Raw genomic sequence first — 15,656 nt, 5'->3', positions numbered from 1 at the left:
TGGTCTATCCGTACTGCTTCGCTACAAGCCTGATCGAAACGATACCCACGAGTCACACCGGCGCTGACAATCAACCGCATGAGACGCCCGTTCGCCGCCCTGCTCGTGGTGGCCGCTCTGCTGACCACCGCCCTCACCACCCAGCCGGCACAGGCGGCGGACGACGGACCACCCGCCGTACGGGCGTTGCTCGAACGGGTCGTCGGCAAGGCGCGCGCCGATCAGGTCTCGCTGCGCCTGCAGCCGGATGAGGACGCCGAGTGGTTCCACGTGGACGCCGCGGATGGGCGCATCGAGGTCAGCGCGAACAGCTCGCCTGCCCTGCTCACCGGCTTCAACCGGTACCTCAAAGAGGTCGCCCACGCCGACGTCTCGATCATGGGCAGTCAGCTTCCCGCGACACTTCCGTTGCCCACGGCTCCCATCGAGCGGACGTCGACAGTCGAGCACCGCTTCGCTCTCAACGACACCAACGAGGGCTACACCGGTCCGTACCAGTCCTGGCAGGAGTGGGAGCGGCACCTCGACGTACTGGCTCTCAACGGCGTCAACGAAGCCTTGCTGTACGTCGGTCAGGACGCTGTGTACCGCGAGACGTTCCAGCGCTTCGGGTACTCCGATCTCGAAATCCGGGGCTGGATTCCGCAGCCGGCGCATCAGCCGTGGTGGCTGATGCAGAACATGTGCTGCTTCAACTCCCCCGTCTCGCCCGAACTGCTCGACCGCCGGGTCGCGTTGGGTCGCCAGATCGCCGACCGGATGCGTTCGCTCGGCATCACGCCGGTCTTCCCTGGGTACTTCGGAACAGTCCCGCCCGACTTCTCCGCCCGCAACGGCGGTGTCCGGACGGTGCCGCAAGGAACGTGGGTCGACGGGCTCGAGCGGCCGGACTGGCTCGACCCGACGACTTCCGTGTTCAGGGAGGTCGCGTCGACCTTCTACGACGTACAGGATGAGCTCTTCGGCGAAACGGGCCTCTACAAGATGGACCTGTTGCACGAGGGTGGAACGGCCGGTCCGGTTCCGGTCGGTGCGGCATCCCGCGCGGTTCAAGTCGCTCTGAACGAGGCCCACCCGGACGCGCAGTGGGCGATCCTGGGCTGGATCGGGAACCCGCTGCCCGAGACCCTGTCCGCGGTCGACCGCGGCAAGATGCTGGTGCTGGACGGCATGAGCGAGGGCGACGAGATCACGAACCGCGAGGCCGACTTCCAGGGGGCGCCGTACGCGTTCGGAACGATCTGGAACTTCGGCGGGCACACCAACATGAGCGCGGCGCTCGGTACCTGGAACACGAAGTTCCACGAGTGGCGGACGAAGGGTGGCAGTCGGTTGAACGGGATCGCGCTGATGCCGGAGGCGATCGAGAACAACCCTGTCGCGGTCGAGTTCTTCATGGAGTTGCCCTGGCAGGACGGTCCGGTCGATCTGGACGAGTGGTTCGCCTCGTACGCACGTGCGCGGTATGGCGTTGACGACGTGCATGCCCAGGCGGCCTGGAAGCGGCTGGGCGAGACCGCGTACAGCACACCGAGCTTCTGGACGGCCAAGGAAGGCACTGGGTACCTGGCCCACCGTCCCCAGCTCGAGATCCGCACCGATCCCCTGAACTACCCGGTCGCGACCTTCGACCAGGCGTTCGCTGACCTGCTGCAGGTCGCACCGGCAGCTCGGGCGAGCAGTGCGTACCGGTACGACCTGGTTGATGTCGGTCGGCAGGTCCTGGACAACCACAGTCGTGACCTGCTGCCACAGATCGCGGCGGCGTACCGCGCCAAGGACCTGGCGAGTCTGCGTCGGCTGAACGCTCAGTGGCTCGATCTGCTGGGTCGGCTCGAGAAGCTACTCGCGACTCATCAGGACACGCTGTTCGGCACGCTAGTCGCCGATGCCCGCGCTATGGCCGCCAACGACGCGGAGGCCGCCGTACTGGAGTACGACACGCGCACTCTGATGACCACGTGGGGCGAACGCCCGACTGAGGCGCACCTGGGCAACTACACGCGGCGGCTGCTGGGTGGTCTGATTGGTGACTTCTACCTTCCCCGCTGGCGTCTGTTCCTGACCGGTCTGGAGACTGCGCTGCAGCAGGGCAAGCTGGCGCAGCCGATCGACTGGTACGCCAACGGGGAGCAGTGGTCCCGTCAGCGCAACGTTCTCCCGACCAGTCCGGTCGGCGACACCTATACGGTTGCCTCCGAGCTGTACTCGCTCCTCGCTGAGAACTCTGGGCTGGCCAGGCTCGACGTCACTGCCGATCCGGTCACCGTTGCTCCTAACGGCTCCAGCACACTTACCGCCGTACTGCGCAACACGAACGGCTTCGCCGCCAGCGCCGGTGTTGAGCTCTCCGTCCAGACACCGGCTGGTGTGCATGCCGAACCGCTGACTGCAGTGTCGGTCGACGAACTGGCGCCGGACGAGACCTTCACCGCACGCTGGCGGGTGACAGCACCTGACCCCGCAGCGCTGACTGGGCTCGTCGGTGTGACCGCTTCCGTCACCTATGGCAGCAAGACCGGGACAGTGACCGGTGGGGCCAGTCTCGTCACCGGGGCGGCACCCGACGCGTCGTACCGGACGTTCTCATCGAACTACTCGACCTTCGCGCAGCGCGGGAGCCAGGTCGCGATCACCGGAGGTGGATCCGACCTCTGGCTGCAGACCGAGGAGTTCGGGATGGTCTACCGGCAAGCGGCACTGCGGCACGAGAACCTCGTGTCGGCCAAGGTGGTCCGGCAGGACGACACCGGGCCGTGGGCTCGCGCCGGACTGCTGGTGCGCAACGCGATCGGCCCGGACAACTTCGGCGTCGTCAACCTGGCGGTCACACCGGCCAACGGCTGTGTGCTCAGCTCTGATGAGAACGGCGACGGCCGCTTCGACACCGTCCGTACGGCGCCTGGGATCGCTGCGCCGGCGTGGATCCGGCTGCACCGCGGGCCGGCCGGGTTCACCGGCGACTGCTCGTCCGACGGCGTGAACTGGACCCACGTCGGTGTCGTCGCCGCACCCGGCACGAAGCCCACCCAGGACGTCGGCTTCTTCATGACGGCCGCGAACGGCGGCAACGGCAAGACCGGTACAGCGGTCTTCGACAACCTGCAGATCATTCCGACGGCGTCGAAGGGCTCGACCTCTGTTACCAAATGACCTAATCTGCTGAGTTCCTGTTAATTGATAACCGGAGGGACTGGGGATGAAGAAGCTTCTGGTCATGGCCGCCGCGACGGCGGCGGCTGTCGCGGGGATCGCGGCGCCGGCACAGGCGAGCACCGCCGGCACGCAGGCCTGCGACCTGCACATCGGGAAGGGCGTCTACTCGAGCGCCAACATGCTGTACGTCGGCGTCTCGCTGGACGGATGTTCGACCAGCGTCACCGAGGTCAGGGTCGAACTGCACCGGGCGGACAGCGCGAGCGGGCCGTTCACCAAGTTCGACGAGACGATGGCGTACTCCGGTGGTGGCGCCTGGTTCGGGCCGGGCACCGACTGCGGCTACTGGAAGGCCGTCGCCTTCTGGCAGGACCAGACCGAGACGACCCCGGACGTGAACCAGGGCTGCAGCTGACGTTGGCCGGGGCCCGTTGTCCCGCGGGCCCCGTGTCAGCTTGAGGTCAACCACCACCACGGACGGTCGCCGGTCGCGACGATTCTCGAGTGACCGATGCCGTTGTGACCGCGCTGCGCGAGATCGCCAACCGCGATCTTTACCAGCGCAACGCCTTCCACATCACCGGTCTGTCGACCGGAGTGGACCGCCGTACGACGCGACGTCGCCAGCAGCATGTGACCGCCGTACTGGAGGCCGGGGCCGACCTGGAGACCAGCGGATCGACTGATCCGGACGAACTGCGGCTCGCGTTCGACCGACTGCTCGGTGATCCGCGGCGGCGACTCGTCGACGAGGTGTTCGGCGAGTGGGGCCGGCCGAACGGCGACTGTGGTTGCGATGTCCCGGTGCACCAAGCGCACGACGAGGCGGTCTACGCGCACGCGTATGCCATCGAGCTGCTCATCCAGCCGCCCGATCCGTCGCCCGACCACCGGATCGGTCTCTTGAACTGGTGGAATGCCGCCGGGGTGCGGTGGACCGAGGCGATGGCGCACCCACAGTTCTGGCAGCATCTGCGCGATCGCGTCCTCACCCTCGACGACTGGCAACTGGCGGCCGGTGCGATCGACCAGATCCGTGGCGAGCTGCCTGCGACTCTGACCGGTCCCCTGCTCGACCTGGCAACGACCAGCGATTACCCCGCTCAAGTGGCGAAGATCCTCGAGCGCTGGCCGGTCGGCGGCGATTCACGGCAGCGCCGGCTTCTCGAAGCGATGCGAACGCAGTACGAGCGAGCCGAGGACGCCACCGTCGCACTGCTGCGCAGACTGCAGCAGGGTCCGCATGAGGTGGACCCGGTGATCAACGAGCTGGGCCGGAGCGTGCTGCCGATGTTCCGACGGTTGCAGGTGTTCCTGCCGTCCGAAGAGCACCAGCGGACGCTGACACTGCGCGATGACATCGCGCTGGTCTACCACAACGGCGCCGTCGGCATCGCGAACGACGGCTGGGTGCACGACCCGCGCATCACGTTCCTGTTCGACGAAGCCGAGGGGTACGCGGGCAGCGACGAGACGCGCAGCAAGATCGCCGCCAACCGCGCAGCGGCTCAGCAGCTCAAGAGCCAAGGCAGCTTCCGCGCGCAGAACGCCGCCCATCGGCAGAATGCGCCGCAGCAATGGGATGCCGAAGGGTGTGGTTGCGCCATCGGCATCCTCGTCCTAGTCGCCCTCGGAATCTTCCTCCTGATCAAGGCCTTCTCGTGACGGCGTTGCTGGCGCCCGGCGATCGGGTGGGGGAAGCGCTGGTGGTGGACCGGCGGCTCGGGGCGGGTGCGTTCGGCGAGGTGTACCGGGTGCGCCACGAGCACCTCGGGCTGCAGGCGATGAAGGTGTTCCGCGAGGTGACTTCACTCGAAGGAACCGATGAGCTGCTGGAAGAGGCGCGGCTGCTGTCGACACTCGGGCATCCCAACATCGTTCGGCTCTTCGATGCCGGCGTCGTCCTGACCTGCGAGGGTGAGCGCGGGTACTTCACCATGGAGTACGTCTCAGGCGGCACACTGCAGCAGCTGGCCGATGCGTACCGCCCGTCGCTTCCGATCGAGCTCGCCGTACAGGTGATCGAGCAGCTCGCGGCCGGCTTGGCCGCGGCGCACGACCGCACGCCGCCGATCCTGCATCGCGACCTGACGCTCGCCAATGTCATGTACGGGTACGACGACGAGCGGTTGCGGATCCGGATCTCCGATTTCGGCCTGGCGCGGAGCGCGAACCCGGTCACGCTGCTGGCCAGTGCGCAGGGCACGTATGTGTTCATGGCGCCGGAAGTACTGCGCGACTTCGGCTACTCGACCGCGTCCGATGTGTGGTCGATCGGTGTGATCGGCTACCTGCTGCTGACCGGCCTGCTCCCGTACGACGACGGCACCGATCTCACCACCTGGTCGCAGACCCGGTACACGCGGCCCCTGCATCCGCCGAGTGAGTTCGATCCGCGGATCGACGCGGAGCTGGATCGCATCCTGCTCGCGGCGCTCGCACCGGTCCCCCGCGATCGGACGGCGTCCGCGGTTGAGCTGACCGAGCAGTTGACGGCATGGCGTCGTACGACGAAGTCACCGTCCGAACGCGCGCGGGAGCTGGCCTCGGGTGCAGTGGAAGCGGCGGGAGCCGGGTCGTTGGAGCGAGCGGTGGAGTTGATGGAAGAGGCGTTCGTGCTGTCGCCGGAGCTGCGCCTGCAGTACTGGCTGGACGTAGCGCGGTGGCGAAGAGGAGTGATCTGGTGAGGGCCTGGTTCCGGCAGTGGTTGCAGCATCGCGAGATCCGGATCGCGGAACCGATGTTCAGCGAGGAGCAGTGCCGGGAGCTGTCCGAGTTGATCACCTTGCTCGATCGATCATCTTCGGTCGATCGATCACCTTCGGAGGCTCCGGACGATGACACCAGGTCTCTGGCCGAGGCGGCGACGAGTCTCTGGCGGGCGCAGCGGAAGCTGACCCAGGCCGGGCGCTCGGCCGAGAACCGGCAGACCGGCCGCTACCTACGCACCTGCGCGGAGGCGCTGGCCGCGGCCGGGCTCGTCGTACAGGAACACGACGGTACGGCGTTCAACGCGGGCCGGGCGCTCGATGTCCTCGTGTACCAAGACGATCCGGGTGTGACCGAGGAGACGATCGTCGAGACCGTGCGGCCGTCGGTCTACTACCACGACCAGCAGATCCAGCGCGGCGAAGTGATCGTCGCTCGACCAACCGCTGATCAATCGACCAAGGTGGGCGAAGGCTATGCGTGACACGATCGATTTCGGGATCGACCTGGGGACCACGAACAGCGCGCTGGCGGTCGCCGGTGACGACGACGTACGGATCCTGAAGAACAACGACGACCAGTCCGACATCACGCCGTCCGCGGTCTGGCTGCCGAAGGCGGACACGGTCTGGGTCGGCCGCCGGGCGCGGCACCGGGCCGAGACGGATCCCGAGAACGTCGCGATCGAGTTCAAACTCGAGATGGGGCTGGCGGACGCGAGCCGGACGTTCGGGAAGGCCGGGGTGACGCTGAGCGCGCCGCAACTGTCGGCCGAGGTGCTGAAGACGCTGCGCGCCGACGCCGCCCGGTACGCCGGTGCTGCGCCGGACTCGGTGGTGATCACGGTTCCGGCTGCGTTCGCGCTGAACCAGAACAAGGCGACGCTGGAAGCCGCGCGACTGGCCGGGTTCACGGGATCGGTGCCGTTGCTGCAGGAACCGACCGCGGCCGCGTTCGCCTACGGCTTCGACGATGCGGACGAACGCGCGTACTGGATGGTGTTCGACTTCGGCGGTGGCACGTTCGACGCGGCCGTGGTGAGCAAGCGCGACGGCGATCTGCGCGTGCTCAATCACGCGGGTGATCCGTATTTGGGCGGAAAGCTGATCGATTGGGCAGTCGTTGAACGATTGCTAGCGCCGGCCGCCGCGCGTGATCTCGGGCTGAAGGACTTCCGTCGGGACAACCCGATCTGGCGTGGGAACTTCGGTCGGCTCAAGCAGGCGGCCGAGCAGGCGAAGATCCAGCTGTCCGGTCGTGATCGGACCGATCTGCTGCTGGAGCTGGTGGTCGATGGTTCGGAGGAGACGTTCGAGTTCACGCTGACGAAGGATGCGTTGGATGCGGTCGCGATGCCGTATTGGGCGCGAGCGGTCAACCTGTGCCGGGAGGCGTTGGTCGAAAGCGGGCTGGGTGCCTCGAAGATCGACCGGTTGTTGATGGTTGGCGGGGCGACGTTGGCGCCGGGGCTCCGCGAGCTGTTGAGCGATCCGGCTCACGGACTGCAGATCGAGCTGGATACGCGAATCGACCCGACGACTGTGGTGGCTCGGGGTGCGGCGATCTTCGCGGGGACGATGCGGCGGCCGGCGTCGGAGTCGGTGGTGCGGGCAGTCGGTGAGTACGGCGTGGAGCTCGCCTACGAGCCTTCGTCGACGACGACTCGGCCGACCGTGGCCGGGCGGCTGAGCGGGCCGTCGGGTGAGGTCGACTGGTCGGGACACAGCGTGGTGATCGCGAACCCCGAGGGCCGGCCGCCGTTCCGGACCGGGCGGGTCACGGTGAACCGCGTCGGCGCGTTCGCCACCGAGGTCGAGCTCGACGAACACCGGACGTCGCGGTTCACCACCGAGCTGTACGACGGAAACGGGGCGCCACTGCCGTTGGCCGGTGGTTCGTTCGGGATCACACATCGGGAGGTGGAGTTCGGCGGTGCGCGGTTGACACATTCGCTCGGGATCGCTCTCGCGGACCATAAGTTCTCGCCGCTGGTCCGGAAGGGAACGGCGGTGCCGACGCGGGTGCGAGAGATCTTCCGAACGTCCCATGCGTTCAATCGGTCGGATCCTTCAGCGATGGTTCGGATTCCTGTGGTGCAAGGCGAACGGGCGCGGGCCGATCGGAATCGGCAGGTCGGGATGCTGCAGATCCGGCCGGTCGACATCCGGATCGACCTGCCCGCCGGGACCGAGGTCGAGGTCACCTTCGAGGTCGACGAATCGAACCTGGTGACGGTGGTGGCCGACGTACCGCTGATCCAGGCTCAGTTCGAGGCGGAGATCGATCTCGACGACGTGCTGACGCCGGATGCCGACGTACTGGCTGACGAATTGGCCGAGGTGGAACGGCGGATCGCCGAAGCGCAACGGACGGCCGCGACGAGTCCGGAGGTCGAGCAGCGGTTGGCGCGACTGCAGGAGGAAGGCACGCTCGCGACCGCCCGCGAACAGGTGCGCGCGGCCTCCGCGGATGCCGGCGCGGCCGTGACCGCCGAGGAGCGGTTGCGCGAGGTGCAGGCGCAACTGGACGACATCGACGAGGCCGCCCAACGCCCAGCCAAGGAACGCGAACTCCGCGAAGTCCTCGCCGAAGCCGAAGAACTCGTCGAGCGAGTCGGCCGCCCCACCGACCGCGCCGAACTGGCCGACCTCCGCACCCGAGCCCAGGACGCGATCGATCGAAAGGACATCCGATCGATCGAACGCGAAACCGAACAGGTCGTCTCATTCCTGATCGGTCTCGAACGCCGCCAACCCGGCTTCGTCATCCGCCTGTTCAACCAACTAGCCCTGGACACCTCATCCATGCGCCCCGCCGCCGAAGCCCGCCGCCTGATCGCCGCCGGCCGCTCCGCAGCAGCCCGAGGCGACGAAGCCGGCCTGATGGTCATCTGCCAGCAACTGGTCCGCCTCCTCCCCCAATCCGAGCAGAACACAGTCGTAGGCCTGGTCCGCTCATGAACCCCGAACAGCTAGCAGTAGCCACCGCAGCCCACACCGCCCGCCAAGGCAACCTCCCCCAAGCCCTCCAACTGCTGACCAACCTCCAGTCCGCCGAAGCCGTCGACCTACGCGCCCGCGTACTAGCCCAACTCGGCCGCTGGCAAGAAGCCAACACCACCTGGGCCACGCTGGACCCAGCCGAGACCGCGGCCGAGCTGAGCCCCTCCGCCACTGCGGGACACCAATCACCCCACCTTCATCCCGGGACCGGGGTGGAGGTGGGGGCCTCGGCCGGGCATGCCCTGGAGCAACTGCCCGACGGGCGTGCCTCGGCGCATCAGGCGCTGGCCGGGCATCCTCTCGCGCAGCAGGTGCTTGACGGGCGCGCGCTGGCGCAGAAGGTGCTGGCTGGGCGGGTTCGGCAGCGCCCCGTCGTACGCCCCGTCGCGGCGGCCGCCGTCGCGATCCTCGTGATTGGCGGAATCACCACCGGAACCGCGTTGGCGGTTAGCCGGCCTGAGCCTGTGGTGGCGGAACCTCGGGTGGAGCCGTCGGTGGCACCGCGGACTGTCACGGTGACGCCCACCGAACAACTGGATGAGCTGGATCGGCGGATTGCTGCCGAGAAGGCTGCTGCGGCCCGGCTGGATGCGATCGCCGCCTCGGTGGCAATGCCCGGGGTGACAGTACGGCGGGAACCCGGTGCCGTGCGGGTGGTGTTCGACCGCGGTCTGTTCACGTCCGGGACCACGTTCGCCGACGGCGGTGTCGAGTTGCTGACCCGGCTGGCCCCGAAGCTCCACCGCGTCCCCGGGATCACGGTCGTCGGGCAATCGGTCGCCGTACCGGGTGGTGAAGCAACCGGCGGCTCCAGTACGGCGCTCGCCCGGGCGCGCGTGGCCGCGCAACTACTCGCCCGAGCGGGCCGATTGCCGCTGACCCGTCTCGCACTCGCCTCCGGGGATCAAGCGCATCCGTTGTTCCCCGGCCAGGCGCGCAACCGCACGGTGAGCCTGCTGCTGACCGCCTAGACGACGGAGAGTGGGAGGAGCTTCTTGCCGGTGGGGCCGATCTGGATCTCGGTGTTCATCTGCGGGCAGACGCCGCAGTCGAAGCACGGGGTCCAGCGGCAGTCCTCGACCTCGATCGCGCCGTCCTCTTCGAGCGCGTCCTGCCAGTCCTCCCACAGCCAGTCGCGGTCCAGCCCCGAATCCAGGTGATCCCACGGCAGGACTTCGGCGTACTCGCGCTCTCGCGTCGTGTACCAAGCCAAATCGACCGGCTCGTCGGCCAGTGCCTTCTCCGCGCTGGAGATCCAGCGCTCGTACGAGAAGTGCTCGCTCCACCCATCGAAGCGCCCGCCGTCGCGCCACACGGCCTCGATGATCCGGCCGACGCGGCGGTCGCCGCGAGACAGCAGGCCTTCGATAATCCCGGGCTTGCCGTCGTGGTACCGGAATCCGATCGCCTTCGCGTACTTCTTGTCGGAACGAATCGCCGCGTTCAGCTTCGCCAGCCGCGCGTCGGTCTCCTCGACCCCGAGCTGCGAGGCCCACTGGAACGGCGTATGCGGCTTCGGCACGAAACCACCGATCGACACCGTGCACCGCACATCGTTGCGACCGGACACCTCGCGACCCGTCGCGATCACCCGCTTGGCCAGGTCGGCGATCGCCAGGACGTCCTCGTCGGTCTCGGTCGGCAGACCGCACATGAAGTACAGCTTCACCTGCCGCCAGCCGTGGCTGTACGCCGCCGCGACCGTGCGGATCAGGTCCTCCTCGGAGACCATCTTGTTGATCACCTTGCGCATCCGGTCCGACCCGCCCTCGGGGGCGAACGTCAGACCGCTGCGCCGGCCGTTCCGCGAGAACTCGTTGGCCAGCGTGATGTTGAAGGCGTCGACCCTTGTCGAGGGCAACGACAATGACACGTTGCCGCCCTCGTACCGGTCGCCCAGTCCCTTCGCCACCTCGGCGATCTCGCTGTGGTCGGCCGAGGACAGGCTGAGCAGCCCGACCTCCTCGAAACCGGTCTTCTTCAGACCGTTCTCGACCATGTCGCCGATCGTCGTGATGCTGCGCTCACGCACCGGCCGGGTGATCATCCCGGCCTGGCAGAACCGGCAGCCGCGCGTGCAGCCGCGGAAGATCTCCACCGAGAACCGCTCATGCACGGTCTCGGCCAGCGGCACCAGCGGCTTCTTCGGATACGGCCACGCATCCAGGTCCATCACCGTGTGCTTCGCGGTCCGGAACGGTACGCCGGTCCGGTTCGGTACGACGCGCTGGATCCGCCCGTCAGGCAGGTAGTCGACGCTGAAGAACTTCGGGATGTAGACGCCACCGGACTTCGCCAGCCGCAGCAGCACCTCGTCGCGGCCGCCCGGGCTGCCCTCGTCCTTCCACTCCCGGATCACCTCGGAGATGGCCAGCACGATCTCCTCGCCGTCCCCGAGCACCGCCGCGTCGATGAAGTCCGCGATCGGCTCCGGGTTGAACGCCGCGTGCCCACCCGCGAGCACGATCGGGTCCGCGTCGGTCCGGTCCACGGCGTACAGCGGGATCCCGGCCAGGTCGAGCGCGGTCAGCATGTTCGTGTACCCGAGCTCGGTCGAGAACGACAGCCCGAAGACGTCGAACGCCCGCACCGGCCGGTGGCTGTCCAGCGTGAACTGCGGGATCTGGTGCTCCCGCATCACCGCTTCCATGTCCGGCCAGACCGAGTACGTCCGCTCGGCGAGCAGGTGCTCACGCTCGTTCAGCACTTCGTACAGGATCTGAACGCCCTGGTTCGGCAGTCCGACCTCGTACGCGTCCGGGTACATCAGCGCCCAGCGCACACTCGCCGCGTCCCAGTCCTTACTGACCGAGTTGAGCTCACCTCCGACGTACTGGATCGGCTTCTGCACGCTCGGCAGCAGCGCCTCCAGGCGCGGGAACAGCGATTCGACAGTCATCAGGCACTTCCGGTCGAGGACGAAGCACCTACCAGATTAGCCCCGGGACCGCCCTACTTCTGAATCGAACTAGCTGAGATGGGTCAGGAGGAGGGGGTTGACGACGTCCGGGTGGGAGTAGGTGACCAGGTGAGCGGCGTTCTCGATGACCTCGAGGTGGGCGCCGGGGATCTGGCCGGCCAGCGGTACGACGGTCTCCGGCGGGACGGAGGTGTCGGAGTCGGTGGTGACGAGGAGGACTGGGGCGCTGATCTCGCCGAGTCGCGGGACCAGGTTCAGGCCGGCGAGCGCCTCGCAGCAGGCGGCGTACCCCTCGTCCGACGTGCTGAGCAGCATCTGCCGCACCGGGTCGATGTCGGTGAACTCCGGGAGGAACCAGCGGCCGAGCGTCGGCTCGGTGATCGCCTGGGTGCCCTCGGCCCGGACCTGGGCGGCACGGTCGAGCCACGGCTGCGGATTCGCGGCCAGGTTGGACGGCGGGCAGAACAGGGCAAATCGGTGGAACCGGTCAGGCGCGTTCTGAGCCAGCCAGAGACCGACCGCGCCGCCGAGCGAGATCCCGACGTACGACGCCTGTTCGATCTCCAGCGTGTCGAGCAACTCGACGACGTCGCCGCCGAGGTCGTCGATCGTGTACGGGCCCTTCGGCGCGTCGGAGCCGCCGTGTCCCCGATGGTCGAACGTGATCACCCGGAACCGCCCGGACAAGGACTCGAGTTGCGGCGCCCACATCGTGTGCGCCGCACCGAGTGACGAGCCCATCAGCACCACAGGTGCTTCCGAGGGACCTGTCTCCACATAGTTGAGTCGCATGCGACCCAGTATTCACCGGCAGATTGTCATTGCACTTTCCGGACACGAACGTCTACGTCGGCCAGAAATCGCAGCAGTGCCCCCAGCATGGTCTTGCTGGTCGCCCGCGTACGTCGCCTCACAGCTACTTCTCTCCTCACTCGATCCACATCAAAACCGCCTACAGACAGGCGGGGCGGTCTGTCGATCGAGGCGGTTGCCTGAGCCTATCCCGCCCCGGGTTCGCGCAGGGCGGCCGGATCACTCGCCGGACAAATCTGCAGGTTGTTGCAACGTCTCACCAGGTACAACTGTCGACACCGGTCGGCCGGAGGAAGCAGGCAAGTGGGGCGGCCTGCCGGTGGGGCGGGCGTGCCGACGCCCGCGCCACCGGCTCCCCTCGTCAGGCAGCCGTCGCCGGACACCTCTGGCCGTGAGCTCCGGCTCGCGTGGCCGCCACGGCATCGCGAGCTGGGCTCACACTCTTCAGCTATTACCAGGCGCAGGCCACGATCAGGCCTCGTTCGTCTGGGGCGGGAGTGCTGACCTGTGGTGCCTGGCGGGGCTGTTCGGAGGGCGGCGCGGTGGGCGTGCGGGCAGAATCAGCCGACGTCGGTTGACTGACTGGGCGTTCGGTGCACCGCACGTGTGGCTCCCTCTCGTTGGGCGCTGACGTCAAGAATGCCGGTACAGACCGGTATTCGTCGACCGTAGTACTACGTAGTCGCAGTACGTAGTTCTGACCCGCGTGGCGTGTACAACCGACGGGTGGGGGCCTCGAACGATCCGACCAGTACGCCGGTTGAGCTCACCTCGTTCGTGGGGCGCGCGGAGGTGATCCGGGCCGGGCTGGTCCGGCTGGAAGGCGCTCGGCTGCTGACGCTGGTCGGGCCGGGTGGTGTCGGCAAGACCCGGCTGGCCGGGCGACTGGTGCGAGCGCTGGGCCGGACCGGGCGGAAGGCTCAGGTGCGGTGGTGCACGCTGACCGGCGTACCGGATGGTGCTGACGAGGCGGCGGTTGAGCGAGCCGTGGCGGAGGCGCTCGGGGTCGAGATCGTGACTGAGCACTCGGCCCGGCTGATGATCCTGGACCACCTGGCTGAGCTGGAGCGCGGCGGGCCCGTGGTGCTGGTGCTCGACAACTGCGAGCACGTGGTGGGTGCGGTGGGTGCGCTGGTCAGTGCGGTGCTCGGGGCTGGTGGGAGTGTGCAGATCCTGGCCACCAGTCGTGAGGGGCTGGGGTGTGCGGGCGAGGAGCTCTTCGATGTGCCGCCGCTGTGGCGAGCTGAGGCGCTTGAGTTGTTCAAGGAGCGTGCGCGGGCGGTTGGCGTCGTCATCCAGGCCGCCGAGGACGACGCGGCCGCGCAGTTGTGCAGCCGGCTCGATGGGCTGCCGCTGGCGATCGAGCTGGCCGCGGCCGGGCTCCGCAGTCAGTCGGTTAGCGAGATCCTCGGTCGACTGGACGGGGACCGCTTCCGATTGCTGACTGGTGGTCCGCGCCATGGTGCGCATCCGATGCACCACAGCATCCGTGCGGCCGTGGAGTGGAGCTACCGACTGTGCAGCGAGACCGAGCGCGCGCTCTGGGCACGGCTGTCGGTCTTCGAGAGCGGCTGGGACCTGGCCGCTGCAGAGGCCGTGGGCTCAGACGCGGATCTCCCTGCGGACGACGTACTGCCGGTCCTCACTGAGCTGGTCGGCAAGTCGATCGTCACGGCCGACCGCAGCGACGGTACGACGCGCTACCGCATGCTCGAGACGTTGCGTCAGTACGGCTATGCCCAGCTGGCCGATCCCGCCGCGCAGTGTCGTCGGCACCGCGAGTACTTCCGCATCCTGACTCGCGAAGCCGCAGCGGGGTGGTACAGCGCTCGCGAGGTGTCCTATCTGCAGCGGGCCCACACTGACCTGGCCAACCTCCGCGCCGCCATCGCCTGGAGCGCGGCGAGGCCGAGCGAAGGGCGGGCCGGGCTGGAGCTCGCCGTGAACCTGGCCAGGCTGCGGCTGCAGTTCTACGTGGGAAACTCCGGCGAGACGATCGAGTGGCTCCGCAACGGTCTGCCGGCCGCTGGAACCCCAGCTTTGCGACTGTGGGCCGTCACGCTAGCGGGAGTGACCGCACTCGCCCAGGGCGATCTCGACACCGCGGACGAGATGCTCGAGCTCAGCCGGACCGGGCCGGTCCCGGACGACGACGTAGCGGCCGGGCTGGTCGCACTACTCGAAGGGCTCTACGCCTTCTTCGCAGAAGGCAAAGCAGAGTCGATCGCCGTGCTGCGTGACGCGGTGACCGCTTTCGAGAAAGCCGGACCGCGGTACCGGGGTGAGCGCGCGATGGCGCTCCTGTTCGCCGGCATGGCCGCCGACTGGTACGGGACGGCCGAGGAGGCTCAGGAACTCACCGGTCGGTACGCCGCGGACACCACGGCTGCGGGTGCGGAGTGGGCGTTCGCGTGGGCACTCCTGGTCTGCGGACTGGCGGTGATCTGGCATGGCGACCCGGACAGCCTGCCGCCGATCCCCCGGCCCAAGAAGGAGCCAGGCGATCACTGGGGCTTGATGTACCTCACCCACCTGGTCGCCTGGGCCGCAACGGCGAGCATCAAGCAAAGCGCGACACCCGATCGGGCTACTGCGGTCCGAGTCGCCAGAGCACTCGGCGGCGCGGCCCGGCTCCGCGAGCGGTATCGGGTCGCCATCTCCGTGCTGCCGCCGTTCCGCGATGCGAATCTCGAGGCAGAGCGGGTTGCCATCGGCGTACTGGGCCCTGCGGTCTTCGAAGAGACCTTCAGGGCCGCGCATGCACTCACGTACGACGACATCGCCGCGCTCGCCGCATCTGAGGATCCTGGCGATCCTGCTCCTGACGTTGTCGAGGAGACGAGCCCTTGGGCCGGCCTGACGGCCACCGAGCAAGACGTTGCGCGGCTGGCGGCTGAGGGACTCAGCGACGCGCAGATCGCGCGCCGCCGAGTCTGTTCGGTGCGGACGGTCGAGAAGCACCTCGAGAACGTCCGCCGCAAACTGATGGTCGAGTCCCGGCACGGCATCGGCCAATGGATCCCGCGCCGGGACTGACCGGCGCCGCCACCCCCTGA

The 15,656-nt window shown here is 67.9% G+C and carries 10 protein-coding genes; 8 read left to right on the top strand and 2 right to left on the bottom strand.

Going from position 1 to position 15,656, the window contains the following annotated elements; genetic code table 11:
- The first annotated feature begins 78 nt into the window (after nucleotides 1–78).
- The 7 genes from ABD231_RS10865 (at nucleotide 79) to ABD231_RS10835 (ending at nucleotide 9,838) form a co-directional block, all read left to right on the top strand.
- A complete protein-coding gene (locus ABD231_RS10865) occupies nucleotides 79–3,153 on the top strand; it encodes an alpha-N-acetylglucosaminidase (RefSeq protein WP_344149071.1) in 3,075 nt (1,024 codons plus the stop codon).
- Between the two features lie 46 nt (nucleotides 3,154–3,199).
- Nucleotides 3,200–3,571, top strand: a complete 372-nt coding sequence (locus ABD231_RS10860) for a hypothetical protein (RefSeq protein WP_344149068.1) — start codon at nucleotides 3,200–3,202, stop codon at nucleotides 3,569–3,571.
- Nucleotides 3,572–3,660: 89 nt separating this feature from the next.
- Complete coding sequence (locus ABD231_RS10855) at nucleotides 3,661–4,821, top strand: hypothetical protein (RefSeq protein WP_344149065.1); 1,161 nt, start codon at nucleotides 3,661–3,663, stop codon at nucleotides 4,819–4,821.
- Nucleotides 4,818–5,843 carry a serine/threonine-protein kinase gene (locus ABD231_RS10850; protein ID WP_344149062.1) on the top strand — a complete coding sequence of 342 codons (1,026 nt, stop codon included), beginning with the start codon at nucleotides 4,818–4,820 and terminating at the stop codon, nucleotides 5,841–5,843. The genes ABD231_RS10855 and ABD231_RS10850 overlap by 4 nt, the downstream gene beginning before the upstream one ends.
- The gene (locus tag ABD231_RS10845; protein WP_344149059.1) at nucleotides 5,840–6,349 is read left to right on the top strand and encodes a hypothetical protein; all 510 of its coding nucleotides are present in this window, start codon (nucleotides 5,840–5,842) and stop codon (nucleotides 6,347–6,349) included. Before ABD231_RS10850 ends, ABD231_RS10845 begins: the two co-directional genes overlap by 4 nt.
- A complete protein-coding gene (locus ABD231_RS10840) occupies nucleotides 6,342–8,825 on the top strand; it encodes an Hsp70 family protein (RefSeq protein WP_344149057.1) in 2,484 nt (827 codons plus the stop codon). Before ABD231_RS10845 ends, ABD231_RS10840 begins: the two co-directional genes overlap by 8 nt.
- Nucleotides 8,822–9,838, top strand: coding sequence for a hypothetical protein (locus tag ABD231_RS10835; RefSeq protein ID WP_344149054.1), 1,017 nt, complete (start codon nucleotides 8,822–8,824; stop codon nucleotides 9,836–9,838). The genes ABD231_RS10840 and ABD231_RS10835 overlap by 4 nt, the downstream gene beginning before the upstream one ends.
- Here ABD231_RS10835 and ABD231_RS10830 read toward each other — a convergent pair.
- Nucleotides 9,835–11,766, bottom strand: a complete 1,932-nt coding sequence (locus ABD231_RS10830; RefSeq protein ID WP_344149051.1) for a TIGR03960 family B12-binding radical SAM protein — start codon at nucleotides 11,764–11,766, stop codon at nucleotides 9,835–9,837. The two genes, ABD231_RS10835 and ABD231_RS10830, sit on opposite strands and share 4 nt — an antisense overlap.
- A 69-nt stretch (nucleotides 11,767–11,835) precedes the next feature.
- Entirely contained in the window at nucleotides 11,836–12,579 is a 744-nt protein-coding gene (locus tag ABD231_RS10825; protein ID WP_344149048.1) for an alpha/beta fold hydrolase, read from the bottom strand.
- Between the two features lie 747 nt (nucleotides 12,580–13,326).
- Here ABD231_RS10825 and ABD231_RS10820 point away from each other — a divergent pair.
- The gene (locus ABD231_RS10820; protein ID WP_344149045.1) at nucleotides 13,327–15,636 is read left to right on the top strand and encodes a LuxR C-terminal-related transcriptional regulator; all 2,310 of its coding nucleotides are present in this window, start codon (nucleotides 13,327–13,329) and stop codon (nucleotides 15,634–15,636) included.
- Nucleotides 15,637–15,656: the final 20 nt, after the last annotated feature.

It is taken from the genome of Kribbella yunnanensis, from assembly GCF_039529655.1.
Classification (GTDB): domain Bacteria; phylum Actinomycetota; class Actinomycetes; order Propionibacteriales; family Kribbellaceae; genus Kribbella; species Kribbella yunnanensis.
Note: the sequence above shows the minus strand (reverse complement) of the source record. Positions and strands in the feature narration are given on the sequence as shown.

Excerpts from the sequence above, each read along its gene's own strand:
- ABD231_RS10865 (WP_344149071.1), top strand. The coding sequence starts at position 79 with ATGAGACGCCCGTTCGCCGCCCTGCTCGTGGTGGCCGCTCTGCTGACC.
- ABD231_RS10825 (WP_344149048.1), bottom strand. The coding sequence starts at position 12,579 with ATGCGACTCAACTATGTGGAGACAGGTCCCTCGGAAGCACCTGTGGTG.
- ABD231_RS10835 (WP_344149054.1), top strand. The coding sequence starts at position 8,822 with ATGAACCCCGAACAGCTAGCAGTAGCCACCGCAGCCCACACCGCCCGC.
- ABD231_RS10860 (WP_344149068.1), top strand. The coding sequence starts at position 3,200 with ATGAAGAAGCTTCTGGTCATGGCCGCCGCGACGGCGGCGGCTGTCGCG.
- ABD231_RS10840 (WP_344149057.1), top strand. The coding sequence starts at position 6,342 with ATGCGTGACACGATCGATTTCGGGATCGACCTGGGGACCACGAACAGC.
- ABD231_RS10830 (WP_344149051.1), bottom strand. The coding sequence starts at position 11,766 with ATGACTGTCGAATCGCTGTTCCCGCGCCTGGAGGCGCTGCTGCCGAGC.